General features: G+C 56.6%; 15 protein-coding genes. 8 read left to right on the top strand and 7 right to left on the bottom strand.

Going from position 1 to position 17,513, the window contains the following annotated elements; translation table 11 throughout:
- Positions 1-63 precede the first annotated feature (63 nt).
- Complete coding sequence (locus IM290_RS17710; RefSeq protein WP_017382330.1) at positions 64-1,545, bottom strand: UbiD family decarboxylase; 1,482 nt, start codon at positions 1,543-1,545, stop codon at positions 64-66.
- A 111-nt stretch (positions 1,546-1,656) separates the two neighbouring features.
- On the opposite strand from IM290_RS17710, the gene IM290_RS17705 reads away from it, so the two are divergent.
- Positions 1,657-2,541 carry a LysR substrate-binding domain-containing protein gene (locus tag IM290_RS17705; protein WP_063859226.1) on the top strand — a complete coding sequence of 295 codons (885 nt, stop codon included), beginning with the start codon at positions 1,657-1,659 and terminating at the stop codon, positions 2,539-2,541.
- Here IM290_RS17705 and IM290_RS17700 read toward each other — a convergent pair.
- Both IM290_RS17700 and IM290_RS17695 read right to left on the bottom strand, forming a co-directional pair.
- A complete protein-coding gene (locus tag IM290_RS17700) occupies positions 2,532-3,218 on the bottom strand; it encodes a LysR family transcriptional regulator (protein WP_193042460.1) in 687 nt (228 codons plus the stop codon). The genes IM290_RS17705 and IM290_RS17700 overlap by 10 nt on opposite strands.
- Before the next feature lie 16 nt (positions 3,219-3,234).
- The gene (locus tag IM290_RS17695) at positions 3,235-4,116 is read right to left on the bottom strand and encodes a LysR substrate-binding domain-containing protein (protein ID WP_193042480.1); all 882 of its coding nucleotides are present in this window, start codon (positions 4,114-4,116) and stop codon (positions 3,235-3,237) included.
- Positions 4,117-4,225: 109 nt separating this feature from the next.
- Here IM290_RS17695 and IM290_RS17690 point away from each other — a divergent pair, with 109 nt between their 5' ends.
- Positions 4,226-4,810: a nuclear transport factor 2 family protein gene (locus IM290_RS17690; protein WP_015570507.1), complete on the top strand. Its 585-nt coding sequence runs from the start codon at positions 4,226-4,228 to the stop codon at positions 4,808-4,810.
- A gap of 117 nt (positions 4,811-4,927) precedes the next feature.
- Here IM290_RS17690 and IM290_RS17685 read toward each other — a convergent pair whose 3' ends face one another.
- The 3 genes from IM290_RS17685 to IM290_RS17675 form a co-directional block, all read right to left on the bottom strand.
- A complete protein-coding gene (locus IM290_RS17685; RefSeq protein WP_193042459.1) occupies positions 4,928-5,905 on the bottom strand; it encodes an MBL fold metallo-hydrolase in 978 nt (325 codons plus the stop codon).
- 107 nt (positions 5,906-6,012) lie between these two features.
- On the bottom strand, positions 6,013-6,897 hold the full coding sequence (locus tag IM290_RS17680; RefSeq protein ID WP_017382335.1) for an SDR family oxidoreductase: 885 nt from the start codon (positions 6,895-6,897) through the stop codon (positions 6,013-6,015).
- Positions 6,898-7,008: 111 nt separating this feature from the next.
- Complete coding sequence (locus IM290_RS17675) at positions 7,009-7,536, bottom strand: GNAT family N-acetyltransferase (RefSeq protein ID WP_032653615.1); 528 nt, start codon at positions 7,534-7,536, stop codon at positions 7,009-7,011.
- A 131-nt stretch (positions 7,537-7,667) separates the two neighbouring features.
- Here IM290_RS17675 and treZ point away from each other — a divergent pair, with 131 nt between their 5' ends.
- The 3 genes from treZ to glgX are packed head-to-tail and all read left to right on the top strand — an operon-like array spanning position 7,668 to position 14,011.
- Positions 7,668-9,455 (top strand): malto-oligosyltrehalose trehalohydrolase, encoded by a 1,788-nt coding sequence (gene treZ / locus IM290_RS17670; protein WP_193042458.1) that lies wholly within the window; start codon positions 7,668-7,670, stop codon positions 9,453-9,455.
- A complete protein-coding gene (gene treY, locus IM290_RS17665; RefSeq protein ID WP_193042457.1) occupies positions 9,452-11,920 on the top strand; it encodes a malto-oligosyltrehalose synthase in 2,469 nt (822 codons plus the stop codon). Before treZ ends, treY begins: the two co-directional genes overlap by 4 nt.
- Before the next feature lie 15 nt (positions 11,921-11,935).
- Positions 11,936-14,011, top strand: a complete 2,076-nt coding sequence (glgX, locus tag IM290_RS17660; protein ID WP_045906686.1) for a glycogen debranching protein GlgX — start codon at positions 11,936-11,938, stop codon at positions 14,009-14,011.
- Here the strand turns inward: glgX and IM290_RS17655 are convergent.
- On the bottom strand, positions 14,008-14,556 hold the full coding sequence (locus IM290_RS17655) for a winged helix DNA-binding protein (protein WP_193042456.1): 549 nt from the start codon (positions 14,554-14,556) through the stop codon (positions 14,008-14,010). The genes glgX and IM290_RS17655 overlap by 4 nt on opposite strands.
- A 224-nt stretch (positions 14,557-14,780) precedes the next feature.
- Between IM290_RS17655 and IM290_RS17650 the strand changes: the two genes are divergently transcribed.
- From IM290_RS17650 to IM290_RS17640, 3 genes are read left to right on the top strand one after another with little or no spacing between them, the layout of a single operon-like run.
- Positions 14,781-15,503, top strand: coding sequence for a DUF969 domain-containing protein (locus tag IM290_RS17650; RefSeq protein WP_003857121.1), 723 nt, complete (start codon positions 14,781-14,783; stop codon positions 15,501-15,503).
- The gene (locus tag IM290_RS17645; RefSeq protein ID WP_017382341.1) at positions 15,500-16,486 is read left to right on the top strand and encodes a DUF979 domain-containing protein; all 987 of its coding nucleotides are present in this window, start codon (positions 15,500-15,502) and stop codon (positions 16,484-16,486) included. The genes IM290_RS17650 and IM290_RS17645 overlap by 4 nt, the downstream gene beginning before the upstream one ends.
- Positions 16,487-16,495: 9 nt before the next feature.
- Positions 16,496-17,491, top strand: coding sequence for a DUF2891 domain-containing protein (locus IM290_RS17640; protein WP_193042455.1), 996 nt, complete (start codon positions 16,496-16,498; stop codon positions 17,489-17,491).
- Positions 17,492-17,513 lie beyond the last annotated feature (22 nt).

Here is a 17,513-nt window from a genome sequence, read left to right as displayed (position 1 = left end):
ACGCGGCAATTTCAGCGTGAGGTTCTTCACCCGTGAAGAGTGAAGAAGATTTTCCGGTTAACGCTATTTTTTAAACAGTTCAGGCGCCCACGGCGTCGGGTCTACCTCCATAAAGGGCGCACGCTCAAAGCGGGACTTCAGCGCCCAGGGCACCGTACAGTCGAAAATCGTTTTGCAGGTGATCCCGTTGCCACGAATGGAGGGGCTGTAGTCCGGCGCCTGAGACGGATCGAGCTGGTGTCCGCGGATCCCCGGCAGATGGGTGATGCTGACATCGCCCTGCATACGGGTGGTCATCGCCCACAGGATGTCGTCGCTGTCGAAAATATCCACATCTTCGTCGACGAGAATAATGTTTTTAAGCTCGGAATAGGTGGCTAACGCAATGAGTGCCGCCTGACCCTGACGCCCTTCGTCAGAGGGCTGGCGTTTTTTCACCTGCAATACGCCAAGAAACTTGCCGCCGCCAGCGGTATGCGCATAGACGTTTTGCAGAAAACCGGGGATGGCTTCTTCCACCGCATTACGGATGCTGGCCTCCGTTGGCAAACCGGCCAGCGTGGTGTGCTCCTCGCCCGGTCCTACCAGGGTTTGCAGGATCGCCTGATGACGCATCGTGACGGCCTTCACTTTGATTACCGGTAAGGAGGGGTTAGCCTCCCCGCAGTAGCCGGGAAATTCCGGCATCGCGTGCCCGGTGTGGGTATGCTGATCTTCTTCTACACGCACGCCCGGCAGCAGTTCGCCTTCGATGATAATTTCCGCACGCGCTATCGCTTTTTCATTTACGGCCACACCCTGCACCAGCTCGACGGGGGTCTGACGTAACGCGCCGGCGACACCCAGCTCGTTGTAGCCGAAGGGCGTGGTAGGGGCTTCGAAACAGGCGCCAATATAGATAGCGGGATCGAGACCCATATTGATCGTGACCGGCAACGGTTTGCCCGCCTCCTCGGCTTTCTTACGGAACACTTCAATATGGCGGCCTGCGGCAAGGAACATGGAGAGCTCATCGCGCTCCTGCACGCAGAGACGGTGAATAGTGACATCGGTCAGTGAGGCATCTTCCGGATCGCTTGCCAGCACCAGCCCCAGACAGAAGAACGGACCGGCATCTATTGGCGTGTTGGTCGGTGCCGGAAGCAATTTACGCAGATCGAAGTCCGGATCGTCGGCATAAAACACCTGTTCCTGACACGGCGCCTGTGCCGCTGGAACCACAACGGGAGCAATCGGGTTTTTCACGGCCTGGCCGACATGTTTTGCCAGTTCAGAGGGCTCGCAGCCCAACAGGAGCGCCGCCCGCTCGCGGCTGGCGTGCATTCCGACCAGAATACGCGAGTCGGGATATCCCTTAATAGCGTTAAACATCATCGCCGGGCCAATGCGCGTCGGACGTTTTACCGTGCCGCCAGCACCAATATGCCGGTACACACCCGCCAGCTCCGCGTCAGGATCGACCGGATGGCTGGTTTCAAGGTATTGACCTTCATGGCGTTTGAGCAGTTCGATAGCACTTCTGAGATCGTTGATGTGGTTTTTCATATTTCCCTCCTCGGATGAAGGCTTCCATTCTTAACCGGACGAAGAGGGCTATCAATTGCATCATTTATGCTATTTTAATATGAATTTTATTATCAATAATAAAGGCATGGTATGCAGTTTCGACTGATGCGCAATTTTATCGTGGTGGCGGAAGAGCTTCACATGCATCGGGCGGCGGAGCGCCTTAACATGGCGCAGCCAGCGCTGAGCCAGCAGATAAAAACGCTTGAAGATCGTCTTGGGGTCTTGCTCTTTAGCCGGGCGAATCGTCGCCTGACGCTGACGCCAGCCGGTGAGGCATTTCTCAGTAAAGCCAGAGTCGCGATTTTAATGACCGATCAGGCGATTCTGGATGCCAGACAGACGGCCAGAGGGGAACAGGGCGTGCTGAATCTCGGATGTGTTTCAAGTGCGATATTCGACAGTAAGCTACCCGCCGCGCTGCGGCTTTTACATGAGAAATGGCCCGCCATCAGCCTTTCCATGATGACGGGTAACGTGCAAACCCTTTATACCAGCGTGCAAAGCAACCAGCTGGATGTGGCCATTATTCGTGCCCCGTTACCGCTATTGCCTGACGATCTGCAAAGCCGTCCATTTACAACGGAAAAGGCCGTGCTGGCCTTACCTCGTCAACACAGCCTGGCGGGCTCCGCCGCGCTGACGCTTGCGTCGGTGAAAGAGGAGAAGTGGATCGCCCTGCGCGACCCGGAGGGGATGGGGCTGGAGCAATATTTCTATGATGCCTGCCACAGCGCGGGCATACAGCCTGACGTTGTGCAAAATGCCACCGATGTCCCCACGGTGATAAGCCTCGTCTCGGCAGGGTTTGGCATCGCCATGCTGCCGGCTTCAGCGAAGGCGATATGCGTACAAAACGTCGTCTTTGTGGATATTCTTGACCGACTCCGGGAGAGCGAGCTGACGCTGGTTTGCCACCGGATTATTCGCTCTGAGGTCCTGAAAAAATTAATGAGCATCCTCGATCATACCTGACGTCCGGCGGCCTGAAGAAGCTGTTCTCGCAGCCAGCGGTTAGCCGGATCCTGGCTGTTTTTCGGGTGCCAGTACATACCGATGACGATCGGAGGGAGATCCAGCGGCCCCGTACCGCGCGGATGGCCTTTACGCTGGGCGGTGGCATATTCATCGTCAAACAGCTTGCGTCTGACCCATGCATCGTGCGCCCCCGCGTTAACGCCGACATAAATATCCACATCGCCATTTTCCATCTGCGCTGGCAGCAGCGGGGTTTCCGGGAGCGCAAAACGCAGGCGGATGCCTGGTGCTGCGCTGCTAATCTGATTCTGCAACTCTGCCCCCAGCATCAGCGCCGGGTTCTCGTGCAGGGCAATCACAAAGGTGCGGGTGCTGTTATGCGCGTTGAACGTGGTGGGTTCAAGCATCGCCGATATACCCTGCAAAACCGTCGCGACCTGCGGCCTTAACGCCTCGGCGCGCGGCGTAGGTAACACCCCACGTCCGTGTGGGGAAGGGATAAACAGCGGCTCATCGAACAGGACGCGCAGGCGCGCAAGGCGGGCAGACATCGCCGGCTGGCTGATGCCCAGCCGCGCGGCGGCATGGGTGATATTCTGATCCCTGAGTAACGCATCCAGCGTCAGGATCAGGTCCATATCCATATCGGAGGAGGGCATCTTATTGTGCGTCATAGCTTGCTGCCGTTGTTCAACAGGGATGGTTAGCCATTGCCAGAAAAGCAGTCACTGCATTACCTGGCTCCAGCATGCGGCTGATCATGACCAGATTTGCGGTCAGCGCCTGAGCATTCAGGTTGCGGTAAATCAGTCCGGGTATTTGCACCTGTTGCATGGGGGCGGGAACCAGCGCCAGACCGAGCCCGGCTGCGGCAAATGCCAGAACGCTTAGCGTACTGTTTGAACGATGTGCCACGCAAAAACCATCCCCGAGCTGCTGCGCCAGCAGCACAGTCAGATTTTCATTGGCGTCATGCGCGTCGTACAGGACCAGGGGATGACCGGCGAGCATTTCAACGGAGAGGTGCGGATGGATGGCTAAGGGATGATCGTCACACATTGCGATTATCATCTCCCAGTTTCCGGTTTTCTGCACCCTGATCTGCGGATCGGCTGTCGTACTGTTATCCGGTGTATAACCGACATCAATATGCCCTGCGAGGATCGCAGCTACCTGTTTCTGGGGAGCGATTTCCTGAATGGTGACTTCTGCATCCGGATGGGTTTTACGGAAGCGACGTACATCGGTAATCATTTTGCCACTAAAAATGGCGTTACCGGCAAAACCGACCCGTACACGCCCTGTCTCTCCCCGTATCGCACGCTGGACTGCCAGACGCGTGTGTTCCATCTGTTCCAGCATCAGTCTGGCTTCGCTGAGAAGAAGCGATCCGGCCTCAGTAAGTTCCACACGACGGCTGGTGCGGATAAACAGCGGACCGCCTAACTCGGTTTCAAGGGCTTTAATCTGCATGCTAAGCGCAGGCTGAACAATATGGAGTCGCTCAGCCGCGCGTCCAAAATGCTCTTCTTCTGCAACAGCCAAAAAATAGCGTAAGTGCCGGAGTTCCATTGCCACCCTGACTCATCATTAAAAATGATTGTTTAGTAAAATATATATATTTGAGTATAAACCGCTTCACGGCCAAACTGAACGCATCAACTCAAACAGGAATCAAACAATGCAAACTCACCAACTGCAAGACCGTCAGGATCTTAACGACCTCATGAATGGCTGGATGCACCGCGACCTGGGCGAATGGGAGCAGCTGCGTAATCTTTTTCATCCGGACGGCACAATCGAAATTACGTGGTTCGAAGGGCTCGCGAGCGATTTTGTCGAGGGTTCCATGCGTATGGGCGCTTCAGATTTGCGCACAAAACATATGATTGGCTCGCCCGTCGTCACTTTTAACGACCGCGGCGACAAAGCGATTCTTGAAACCAATGCGATGATCATCGCTGAAAATATAAAACTTAATATTGGATGCGAATGCCACAATCGTTTCTACGATCTGGCAGAAAAGAGAGAGGGCGTATGGAAGCTGTTCCATCGTCAGAGCATCTACGACATGGGTATTTTCACCTTTCCGCTGGGCCCGGTTGAGATTGATTCAAAAATTGCTGCCAACTATCCGCGGGAATATGCCGCGCTAGCTTATCTGCTGGAACAAAGCGGTTTCCCCCTCGGCCGCGTATTTGCCACGCGTGACAGTGAACTAGAAGCGAATATGAAAGCGAACGCAAAAAAATGGCTGGCTGTCTGACAGGTTGAGCGCAGGGCCGAACAGATTTCGCCGGCTGGTTAATACCCGGCCGCGGGGCCCTGGGCGTGAGATAGCGGTCCCAGGCTGACATATTTAGCCTGGGACGCAGAGACTCTCTTATTGGGCGTCCCGGTTGGTATAGGTCACCGGAACCCACGCGTAGCCTTCCCGCTCACCTTTCTTCACATACCCGATCCCGGGGAAAGGCAGATGTGGCGCCGCAATCAGATCTTTGTTTTTCACAAACTCAGCGAACGCTGCGTTGCGTACCCGGGCGGCTCCGTCCTGATCCTCATCGTAAGCAATCGTCACGTTGGGCTGTGGGAACTGAACCGCGGCAACGTGAATGATGTCGCCGACAAAGGTAATTTTTTCACCTTTGCTCTCCAGCGTGTAGAACGCGGACCCTGGGGTGTGGCCCGGGTGAACCGTACCGCTGATGCCCGGCAGAAGCTGTTCCGTCCCGGAGAAAGTCTTCACTTTCTCGGCATCCAGATAGGGCTTTAAGGTCTTGTGCGCGACGTCGAAGTAGTTCTGGTCATAGCCAGATTTTTTCTGGTTCTCGTCGTTAAAGAAGAAATCGATATCCGGTTTGCCGACATACACCTGTGCGCGGGTAAATACGCGCTGACCGTCTTTGACCAGGCCGCCTGCATGATCGGAGTGCGCGTGGGTGATCAGGATATCGGTGATGTCCTGCGGCCTGATGCCCTGCGTCGCCAGGCTTTCAATCAGCCGCCCGCCTTTGCCGGGGCCAAAGAGCTGACCGGAGCCGGTATCCACCAGAATTTTGTGGCCGGGCATAGCGATATAGAACGCGTTAATCGATGCTTCCACCGGATTGGCCTGGAAGTTTTTGGCCAGTAACGCATCGGTATTTTCCGCCGTCGTCCGGCGCAGTAAGGCGTGCAGGTCCTGCGGCACGCTGCCGTCCGTAAAGGCGGTGACAATCGTATCGCCAACCTGAACGCTGTAGCCGCCGGCCTGCTGTTTCACCACATGCTGCGGAACGCTGGCCACCGCGTGGATCGCGGGAAAGAATAAAACCGAACCGGTCAACAGGGTTGATAACGCAAGTTTTTTCACAGTAAACATGATGGGCTCCTCAATAGTAAGTTCATCATAGTTCAACTGAGATTTTTGAGAACAGCAGGGAAGTGAATGTGACCTATCCATGAAATGGATAGGTCTGAGAGGATGCTTTACAGCACGCCGGTACCGCCGTCAGAGCACCATACTTGTCCGGAGGCGTATGAGCAGGTATCTGAGGCAAAAAGCACATACAGCGGTGCGATTTCAACCGGCTGGCCCGGTCGGCCCAGGGGCGTATCTTCCCCGAATTTCTGAACTTTGGACTGCGGCTGACCGCCACTGGACTGAAGAGGCGTCCAGTATGGACCTGGCGCGACGGCATTCACCCGAATGCCACGCGGCCCCAGCTGCTGAGCCAGAGACTTGGTAAAGGCCACGTTACAGGCTTTGGTCTGCGCATAGTCCACCAGGATCGCGCTCGGTTTAAACGCCTGAACGGAAGTGGTGTTGATGATCACGGCGCCTTCCTGCAAATGGCGCAGCGCAGCTTTAGTGATCCAGAAGGGGGCATAGACGTTGGTTTTAAACGTCGCGTCAAAATCTGCAGTGGTGAGATCGTCGATCGATTCGCAGTACTGCTGGCGTCCGGCGTTGTTCACCAGGATATCCAGGCCACCCAGTTCCGCGACGGCTTTTTCCACCAGCGTATCGCAGAACGACTCCACGCGAATGTCGCCGGGAATGGCGACCGCTTTACGGCCTTCGGCCCGAATCAGCGCAATGACCGATGCCGCATCGGACTCCTCTTCCGGGAGATAGCCAATAGCCACATCTGCACCTTCACGGGCATAGGCGATCGCTACCGCGCGACCAATTCCGGAATCACCGCCGGTAATCAGCGCTTTTTTTCCCGCCAGTTTGCCTGATCCGATATAACTTGTTTCACCGTGATCCGGTATTGGCTTCATTTCCGATGCCAGCCCGGGGGCCCTTTGCGGTTGTTCAGCAAACGGTGGACGAGGGTAATGCAGCGTGTGATTATTTCCTGTAGACATACCGGCCTCCTTAATAGTGAATTCCAAGATTAGTCGTTAATTAAACGTAAGCGGGCAAAATTGACAAATTCAGACAAATCTATCTTCCGGTAGCGGATATAAAATATTTTCTCAAGCCAGCATGTAATACCAGAAAAGGGCGACCTCATCTTTTTCCGGCAGGGCGTTGTAAAGGTAGCGATCGTAACCGCCGAGAATAAACCCATAGTGACGATAGAACTGACAGGCAGAAACATTAACGTTCTGCGTCTCCAGCCGTAACCCGGGCGCATTGAGGCTTCGCGCCCAGACGTGGGTGGCGGACATCAGCTTGTGCGCCGCGCCCGTACGGCGTTTTGAACGCTCCACGGCAATGTAATCCACCGAAATAAATTTATTCCAGTTGCAGGACGCGGTAATAAAACCGGCGATTTCACCGTCATCCGTTTCGGCGATAAGAAATATTGAATCCGGATTAACGCAATGATTTTCCAGCGTCTGGAGATCAAGTTCATAGGTTTTAAGATAAGGTTCGGTCAGCGCCTCGATATGCAAATCACCATTGAGAAATGGCTCTCTGGCAATCTCATCAACCTTGAAAGAAAAATCACAACATTCAAGGCGGGCGAGGTCTGTACTTAATCCTTTTCGAATATGCATAGTGTTCCTTAAGTGGGAGTTATAAATAGATAATAGACGAAGCGGCATCCCCTGCTGGCATAACACTCTGTAGATCCTGGTCTAAGCTTGTATTTCGTTCCGCGTAAAAGGTGGTCATTCGAGGACAATGAATGGAATTCAGAACATGTCGCAGGCACTGGGGTGCTGAGTTTATTTCCGATGACGTTGTACGTTTTCGCGTCTGGGCAGAAGGGCAGAAAGATCTCACATTACGTTTAACCGATACCGACATTCCCATGGCGGCGGTGGGCGACGGTTGGTTTCAGATTGACGTGCCCGGCGTCAGGCACGGTACGACCTATCAGTTTGTTTTACAGGATGGAATGGCGGTGCCGGATCCGGCCTCACGCGCGCAGCAGGCCGACGTCAACGGCCCGTCGGTGGTGATCGACCCGCGTCGCAGCCAGCCCACTCAGCGGGAATGGCAAGGACGACCGTGGGAAGAGACGGTGATCTACGAGCTGCATATCGGCACCTTCACCGGGGAAGGAACCTTCAGGGCGGCCATCGACAAACTGCCTTATCTGGCCGGGCTGGGTATTACGCAACTGGAAGTGATGCCCGTGTCCCAGTTCGGGGGCGCGCGCGGATGGGGGTATGACGGCGTACTGCTGTATGCCCCGCACTCGGCTTATGGCACACCGGATGATTTTCATGCCTTCATTGATGCCGCCCACGCGCTCGGGCTTTCCGTGGTGCTGGATATCGTACTCAACCACTTTGGCCCGGAAGGTAATTACCTGCCGTTGCTCTCGCCAGCGTTTTTCCATCAGGATCGTATGACCCCGTGGGGCAACGGTATTGCCTATGAGGTTGAGGCCGTCCGGCAATACATCGCCGAGGCGCCGTTATTCTGGCTCTCGGAGTATCATCTTGACGGTCTGCGCTTCGACGCCATCGACCAGATCCATGACGACGCTGAGACCCATATTCTTCCCGAGATAGCGCAACGGATCCGCGACGCATTTCCGGATCGGCATATCCATCTGACCACCGAAGACAGTCGCAACGTGATTTTCCTGCATCCGCGCGATGAGCATGGTCAGACGCCGCTTTTCACCGCCGAATGGAATGATGATTTTCACAACGCCGCGCATGTCTTCGCGACCGGGGAATCACACGCCTATTATCAGGATTTTGCCTTTGAGCCGGAGAAAAAACTGGCGCGGGCGCTGGCAGAGGGCTTTGTCTACCAGGGGGAAATCTCGCTTCAGACCGGAAAGTCGCGCGGGGTAGAGTGTTGCGAGCAACCTCCGCAGTTTTTTGTCGATTTTATTCAGAATCACGACCAGGTCGGCAACCGTGCCCAGGGGGAGAGGTTTATCTCTCTGGCAGGCGCGGATAAAACGCGTGTGCTGTTTGCGGCGCTGCTTATGTCGCCCCATATTCCGCTGCTGTTTATGGGCGAGGAGTATGGCGAAACGCATCCGTTCCTCTTTTTCACCGACTTCCACGGCGACCTGGCGAAAGCCGTGCGGGAAGGGCGCGCGAAAGAGTTTACCGGCCATGCCGGGCACGATGAAACCGTACCGGACCCCAATGACGTAAATACCTTTATGCGGTCGAAGCTTGACTGGAACAAGGCAGACACGGAGGAAGGCAGGGCGTGGCTGCACGCTACGCGCCAACTGATTGCGCTGCGTCAGCGCTTTATCGTCCCGCTACTGAAACAGCGGGGCGCCGTGGAGGGTAACGTCCTGCAAACGGCGCTCGGCATGGTTGCCGTGAGCTGGCGTTTCCCGTCCGGTACGCTGTCGCTGGCGCTGAATATCGGCAAAAAGCCGCTCGCCTTACCGAACCTGCCCGGAAAAACAATCTTTAGCTGGCCGGAGGCAGTCGATAACCTGCCGCCAAACAGCATTGTTGTTCGCTTTGCTGATGGAGACGCAGCGCTATGATCCCTTCCTCTACTTACCGAATTCAGTTTCGCAACGGCATGACCTTCGATCGCGTGGTGGACCTGATTCCGTATATGAAAGACCTTGGAATTAGCCATCTTTACGCGTCGCCTGTTTTCACCGCAACCACGGATTCCACCCACGGCTATGACGTGACCGACCCCAACGAAATCGACCCGGCGATTGGCGGGCGGGAAGGGTTTGACCGCATGGCGGCAGCGCTGAAACAGACGGGGATGGGGCTGATTCTGGATATCGTTCCTAACCATATGTCGACCTCGCTGGAAAACCGCTGGTGGCGCGATGTTATAGAACAAGGCAGGCAGAGCCGCTATGCGGCGTATTTTGATATCGACTGGTCCCGACCGCTGACGTTGCCGTTTCTTGGCGACACCTTTGAAGCCGAGCTGGAGCGGGGGGCTATCACCTTAAAACGTGACAGCGTCACCAACAGCGCAGCGCTGGTTTACTATGATACCGCCTATCCGCTTAATCCCGGCACGTATGCCGAAGGCAAGAGCATCGCTGAGATCCACGAGGCGCAAAGCTGGCGGCTGATGTCCTGGCGGGAAGCGCCGAAACAGCTTTCATGGCGGCGCTTTTTTGAAATCACCGGGCTGGTCGGCGTGCGGGTAGAGGATGAGGCGGTCTTCGCAGACACGCACCGCCTGATCCTTGAGCTTGTTCACGCCGGGGTTGTCGACGGCCTGCGCATTGACCATGTGGACGGGCTTGCCGATCCGCTGGGCTATTTGCAGCGCCTGCGTGCGGCGACCGGACCGGATTGCTACATCACGGTTGAGAAGATCCTCGCCAAAGGGGAACAGCTTCCTCCGGAGTGGCCGGTCTCGGGTACTACGGGCTATGAGTTTATTGCCTCGCTGGCGGAAGTGCTGGTGGATGATACCAACCTCTCGCGACTGGAGACGCTCTACGACGAGACACTGGGTACGACCGTGGACAGGCAGGCGGAACTTCGCAAAGCCAAAGGGCTGATGACCGATCGTAATTTTGAAGGTGAATTTACCACGCTGCTCAAAATCGCCAGCGAGCTGGCCGGGCATAACGGCGCCGAAGTGGAGCATGAGGATATCCGCCATGCCCTGCGCGAGCTGCTTATCGCGTTTCCGGTGTATCGCACCTACGGCACCGGAGAAGGGCTGACGCCACCGGATGTGGCGCTGCTCAGTCGCGTGGTCGCCAGCGTCAACGCCTCTGAACCCGCGCTCAGCCTGATCGTGCGTATTCTTACCGGCGATCTGCCGGAGGATGACCACGCGCTGGCCTCGCTTTTCCGCACCCGTTTTCAGCAACTGACCGGGCCGCTGATGGCGAAATCGGTAGAGGATACGCTGTTCTTTCGCCATAACCTGGAGCTGGCCCTGAACGAAGTCGGCGCTGACCCGACGCCGCGTGCATTTTCACTTTCCCGTTTTCATCAGGAGATGCGCATTCGTCTTGCCCGCCAGCCCGATGCGCTGCTGGGAACCTCCACCCACGACACCAAACGCGGCGAGGATGCGCGAGCGCGACTATACACGCTGACGGAAGCGCCAGATCTGTGGGGGGAAAACCTGGCGCGCTGGCGCCAGATGAACCAGACGCAGGTTCGATTCCTCAACGACGGCACCGCGCCGAACGCCGCCGACACCTGGATGATCTTCCAGGCGCTGGCGGGCGTCTGGCCAGCCACGCTGTCGCCAGACGATCGTAATGGTCTTAAGTCACTGGAAGAGCGTTTCCTCGGCTTTATTGAGAAAGCCCTGCGCGAGGCCAAGCAGCGTACCGACTGGATCGACAGCAACGAAGGGTACGAGAGCGTGGTGCTGGACTACGTGCGCCATCTGCTCTCCCCGGATAACACCCTGTTCCTGCGTGATTTCAGTGCCGCACTCCAGCCGTTTATTCGGGCTGGGTTAATGAACAGCCTGAGCCAGACGGTGATCAAGCTGACTGCGCCAGGCGTACCGGACATCTACCAGGGCAGCGAAGGGCTTAACTTCAGCCTGGTCGACCCGGATAACCGCCGCGAACCGGATTTCACCGCGCTGGCAGAAAACCTCAGCGTAGCGGATGGAACCATTTTTAACGATGCGCAACGCTGGCGAGACGGCAGCGTGAAGCAGTACGTCACCGCCACGCTGTTACGGCTGCGGCCGCATTACCCCGCGCTTTTCCGCTACGGCGACTGGCTGCCGCTGAAGGTGACCGGCGAGCGGGAAGAGAATCTGATCGTTTATGCCCGCATAAAAGATGACGAGGCGCTGATCGTCGCCGTGCCGCGTCTGGTGTTTGACGTCACCGACAATGCGATGCTGTGGGCCAATACTACGGTGGCCATACCCCAGGAGCTGGCCGGGAAGCACTACCGGGATCTGTTTACCGGTGAGCGTCGCCTTCTGCCAGAGACGCTGGATTTAACGTCTGAAAAGGGATGTTTGTTGGTTCTGCTTACCTGCGAATAATCGAGGAGAACAAAAATGCCAAAGGATACAACGTTTGAAATTCGGGCCGGTCATGGCCAACAGTTGGGCGCAAATTATGACGGGAAAGGAGTGAATTTCGCCCTGTTTTCTGCCCATGCGGAGCGGGTGGAGCTGTGTCTGTTTGACCCATCGGGAAAAACAGAAATCACCCGCCTGGAACTGCCGGAATATACCCATGAGGTCTGGCACGGCTATGTGCCGGATCTGAAACCGGGGGCACTGTATGGCTACCGTGTATATGGCCCTTACGATCCGGAGAACGGTCACCGGTTCAACCCCAATAAGCTGCTTATTGACCCCTATGCCCGTGAACTGGTGGGTGACATTGAGTGGAACGATGCCCACTTCGGTTATGAGCTGGGACACGACGAGCTGGATCTCAGCTTTGATACGCGAGACAGCGCGCCGTTTACGCCCAAATGTAAGGTCATCGACCCCTATGCCGTCGACTGGCAAGACTCCCGCCGACCCGATATCCCGTGGCCGCATACCGTGGTTTATGAGAGCCACGTAAAAGGCTTTACCCAGCTTAACCCGGCTATTCCGCCTGAACTGCGCGGTACGTTTGAGGGGATGGGGCATAAAGCGTCGGTGGAGTACATCAAAAGCCTCGGGATTACCTCGGTCGAGCTGCTGCCGGTTCACTGGTTCCCTGACGATCAGCACCTGCTCGATCGCGGTCTGAAAAACTTCTGGGGCTATAACTCGCTCGGTTTCTTTGCGCCAGCGTCACGCTATTACGGCCCGGCGGGGATCCAGGGTTTCCGCGACATGGTGCGTGCCTATCATGACGCGGGCATCGAGGTGATCCTCGACGTGGTCTATAACCACACGGCGGAGGGCAACGAGCTGGGGCCAACCCTGTCGTTTAAGGGAATTGATAACTTCTGTTATTACCGCACCATGCCGGATCAGCACCGGTATTACATCAACGACACCGGCACCGGGAACACCGTTAATACTTCCCACCCGCGCGTATTGCAGATGGTCATGGACTCCCTGCGTTACTGGGCAGAATCGATGCAGATTGACGGTTTCCGCTTTGACCTCGGGACCATTCTCGGACGTGAGCCGGAGGGGTTCGATCCGCGCGGCGGCTTCTTCGATGCCGTGACCCAGGATCCGGTGCTGTCGAAGCTGAAGCTCATCGGTGAGCCGTGGGATATCGGCCCGGGCGGGTATCAGGTGGGAGGCTTCCCGCCAGGCTGGGGTGAGTGGAACGACAAATACCGCGATACGGTACGTGAATACTGGAAGGGGGATAACGTCTCTAACGATTTTGCCGCCCGTCTGTTAGGGTCCGGTGATTTGTACGATCTGCGCGGGCGTCGTCCGTGGGCCAGCGTCAATTTTATTACCGCGCATGACGGCTTCACGCTGAACGACCTGGTGTCGTACAACGAGAAACATAACGCCGATAACGGGGAAGATAATAACGACGGACATAACGATAACCGATCGTATAACTACGGCGAAGAAGGGCCGACGGAGAACCCGGATATCATCGCCACCCGCGAGCGGCAAAAGCGCAACTTCCTCACCACGCTCTTCTTCTCGCACGGTACGCCGATGCTGCTGGCAGGGGATGAGTTTGGCCGGACGCAAAAGGGCAATAATAACGGCTACTGTCAGGACAGCGAAATCTCCTGGGTAAACTGGAAAGGGCTCTCTGAAAACGACGAGAAGCTGCGCGACTTTACCCGTCGGTTGATTGCCCTGCGCGCGACGCAGCCGCTGCTGCGACGTGAGAACTGGCGCGACGGGCTGGAGATCCGCTGGTTTAACGCCGGCGGCGGACCGCAGCAGTCGGAACAATGGGACGAGGGTTCCACCCTTGGTCTTGCCATCAGCCGCCCGGATCTTAAGCAGGAAGAGGGCGTCTGGCACGACGTGCTGATGCTGTTTAACCCGTTTGAAGGTACGGTGCCATTCCAGATCCCGCAGTTTGGTGAAGGGGGTTGGGTGCTGGAGCTTTCGACGGCGGATGAGGCCCCAACAGGGGAAATCATCACGGAATCCGTCGATTATGAACTGGCCGGGCGGAGTATGACGCTTTTCCGCCGTCCTTAAAGCGAGGCCGCCGCGCGTGCGGCGGTATCATACAGGGAGGAGATCGCGCGGAGTAACTGCGCGGTCTCGCCAATTGATGCTCCCGGAATGCCGCTTTCCGCATGAATGTTGATCAGGCAGGTCTCCCGCACCTCCCGGTACTTCATGCACAGCGCTTTTCCCTCCTCCGTGGTGGAGAAAAAAAGCTCTTTTCCGGCTTTCTCGCTGGTGACATATCCCGCCTTGACCAGCTTTTTCAGCGCATACGTTACCACGTGGGTATCTTCCACGTTCAGCACGAAGCAGATGTCGGCCAGCTTTTTCTTGCGGTTGCGGTGATTCACGTGGTGCAGAAGCGAAACGTCAAAGGCCCCCATATCCGGTTCACCCGCTGCGGTCATGCAGCGCACCATCCATTTGTTAAACGCATTGCTGGTCATGATCAGCGCATATTCCAGCTCTGATAATTCAGCACACCGCTCTGAGACGAGATGACGGGAGGAGACGATTCGCCCGTCCGCAATATCGTCGTGGTTTAACGCTGTCGTCTTTTTCTTTACTGTCATAACGATCCTTCCCCCGAAATGTAAACCCGTCGATAAAATAAGAACATTTTATTGATAAATTGTTTACATGTTTTTGACGTTCAGATATAGCTTTTTAGTGCAGGTTCTGTGGAGCCTGACGCAAAACACAACATCGCGCGCCGTAATGCACCGGCTTCGCTCTGCTGCGAAGTATAAAAAATAGCCGTCGGCGCGCAACGCTCACTTTGGATAGGGTAACGTTTATGGACAGTTCTACACTGTTGCCACTTATCGGGATTCCGGTGGTGGTTATTGGTTTTGCACTGCGTTTCAACCCGCTGCTGGTTGTCGTGGTGGCGGGGCTGGCGACGGGCCTGCTGGTTGGCATGGATTTCGGTATGCTGCTGGAAACCTTTGGCGAAAAGTTCGTGAATAGCCGATCGCTTGCCACCTTCATTCTGATCCTGCCTGTGATTGGCCTGCTGGAGTATTACGGGCTGAAAGAGCGCGCCCAGGCCTGGGTCGCGAAGATCGCCAGCGCCACCTCGGCGCGTATCCTGATGCTCTACTTTGTCGCCCGCGAAGGGACGGCTGCGCTGGGCCTGATGTCCCTTGGCGGCCACGCGCAAACGGTGCGTCCGCTGCTGGCGCCGATGGCGGAAGGGGCGGCCCTGAATGAATACGGCGAACTGCCGCAGACTATCCGCGACAAAATCAAAGCCCATGCCGCCGCGTGTGACAATATCGCGGTTTTCTTTGGGGAAGATATCTTTATCGCCTTTGGCGCGGTACTGCTGATTGATGCGTTCCTGAAAGAGAACGGGATCGAGGGGATCGAACCGCTGCATATCGGCCTGTGGGCCATTCCGACCGCTATTGCGGCACTGATCATCCATATGACGCGTCTGCTGCGCCTCGACGCCAGCATTCGTCGCGACGTGATGGCCTGGAAAGCAGAGCAGGGTACGCAGGAGATCGCACCATGATGACCCTCATCACCATTAACCGCGTGTATTACCTGATCGGCTTCGTCGTGATGCTGCTGGTTGTGATGACCCTTCGCGACCGCGCTAACCCGAAACGCTATACCACGGCGCTGTTCTGGTTTCTGTTCGGCGGGATCTTCCTGTTTGGCGATCTGATGGTGCAGGAGCTGGGTAAGTCGCTGGCGTATCGCATTATTGGCGGCGCCGTTATCGTGATTGCGCTGCTGGCCGGTTTCGGGCTGGTCGGGAAGGGGCATTATAAAATGTCCACCGAGGAGGAGCGTGTTGCCTCGTCGAACCGGCTGAAAAACTGGCTGTTTTTACCGGCACTGATGATCCCCGTGGTAACGGTCATCGGGACGCTGTTTCTGAAAGGCGTGTCGATTGGCGGCGTTTATCTGCTCGACCAGAAACAGCTTACGCTGGCGGCGCTGTGCGTGGCCTGCGTGGCGGCTATCCTTACCGGCTGGTGGCTGACAAAAGGTACGCCGCTGCATGCGGTGCGTCAGTCGCGTCGGCTGGTCGATACCATTGGCTGGGCGGTGATCCTGCCGCAGATGCTCGCCATGCTCGGCGGGGTGTTTGTGGTGGCGAATACCGGCGAATCGGTACAAAAGGTGGTCAGCCTGTTTGTGAACCCGGACAGCCGCTTCATGCTGGTGGTCATTTACTGCGTGGGGATGGCGCTGTTTACCATGATCATGGGTAATGCCTTCGCAGCCTTCCCGGTGTTAAGCGCCGGTATCGCTCTGCCATTCCTGATTAACGTCCATCACGGTAACCCGGCGCCGCTGCTGGCTATCGGTATGTACGCAGGCTATTGCGGCACGCTGATGACGCCGATGGCCGCCAACTTCAACATTGTGCCCGCCGCGCTGCTGGAGCTAAAAGACAAATATCAGGTTATCAAGATCCAGATCCCGACCGCGTTAACCCTGCTGGTGGTGAACGTGTTCTTAATGTATTTCCTCGTGTTTCGCTAAGGAGCTGCAATGGAATTAACGCAACATCAGGCTGACGCCTTCGCCAGAATGCCGTTGACCTATTTACGTCAGGAATACCCGAACCACATTATGCATCTGCTCAACGATGACGGCGACGTTCTGCCGCCTCGCGAGCTGCACCCGATCTTTTACGGCTGTTTTGACTGGCACTCTGCGGTGCACGGCTACTGGCTGCTGCTGCGCTGCCTGCGTCTCTGGCCCGAACTGCCGTGCCGGGAAGAGATCATCACTCTGTTCGAAGAACACCTGACCGACGAGAAGGTGGCGAAGGAGCTGGCCTATTTTACCGCGCCGTTCCGCGCGTCGTTTGAGCGGCCTTATGGCTACGGCTGGCTGCTGGCGCTGGCGCAGGAGCTGAAACAGTCGTCACTGCCACAGGCGGAGCGCTGGTACCAGACGCTGCAACCGTTAACGCGGGATATTCGCCAGCGGCTGGTGGATTACCTCAGCAAGCTCACCTATCCCATCCGCGTCGGAACACATTACAACACGGCGTTTGCGCTCGCGCTGGGGCTGGATTATGCCCGGGCGGTGACGGATGACGGGCTTGAACAGGCGATCCTGGACGCGGCGACGCGCTTTTATCATACGGACACGCAATATCAGGCGCATTATGAGCCGGGCGGCGACGAGTATATCTCCGGGGCGCTGACCGAGGCGTTACTGATGAGTAAGGTGGTAGAGAATTTCCCGGCCTGGTTCGATGCGTTTCTGCCTGAAGTGGGTGCCGTTTCAGCGCTGATGAACCCGGCTGAGGTAAGCGACCGCACCGACCCGAAAATCGCACATCTGGACGGGCTTAACCTCAGCCGCGCGTGGTGTATGAAGCACATTGCCCGCGCTTTGCCGGAAAACCACCCGGCGCAACAGGCGTTACAGGATGCCGTTGCGCGCCATCTCTCGGCAAGCGTGGAACATGTTGTCGGCAGTCACTACAGCGGCGGCCACTGGCTGGCGAGTTTTGCGCTGCTGGCGCTGGAGTAGCGCTTAGTTATATTTTTCGTGC

The sequence above is a fragment of the Enterobacter cloacae complex sp. S1 genome, assembly GCF_014930525.1.
GTDB classification, from domain to species: domain Bacteria; phylum Pseudomonadota; class Gammaproteobacteria; order Enterobacterales; family Enterobacteriaceae; genus Enterobacter; species Enterobacter hormaechei_C.
This window is presented reverse-complemented; position numbering and strand designations above follow the sequence as displayed.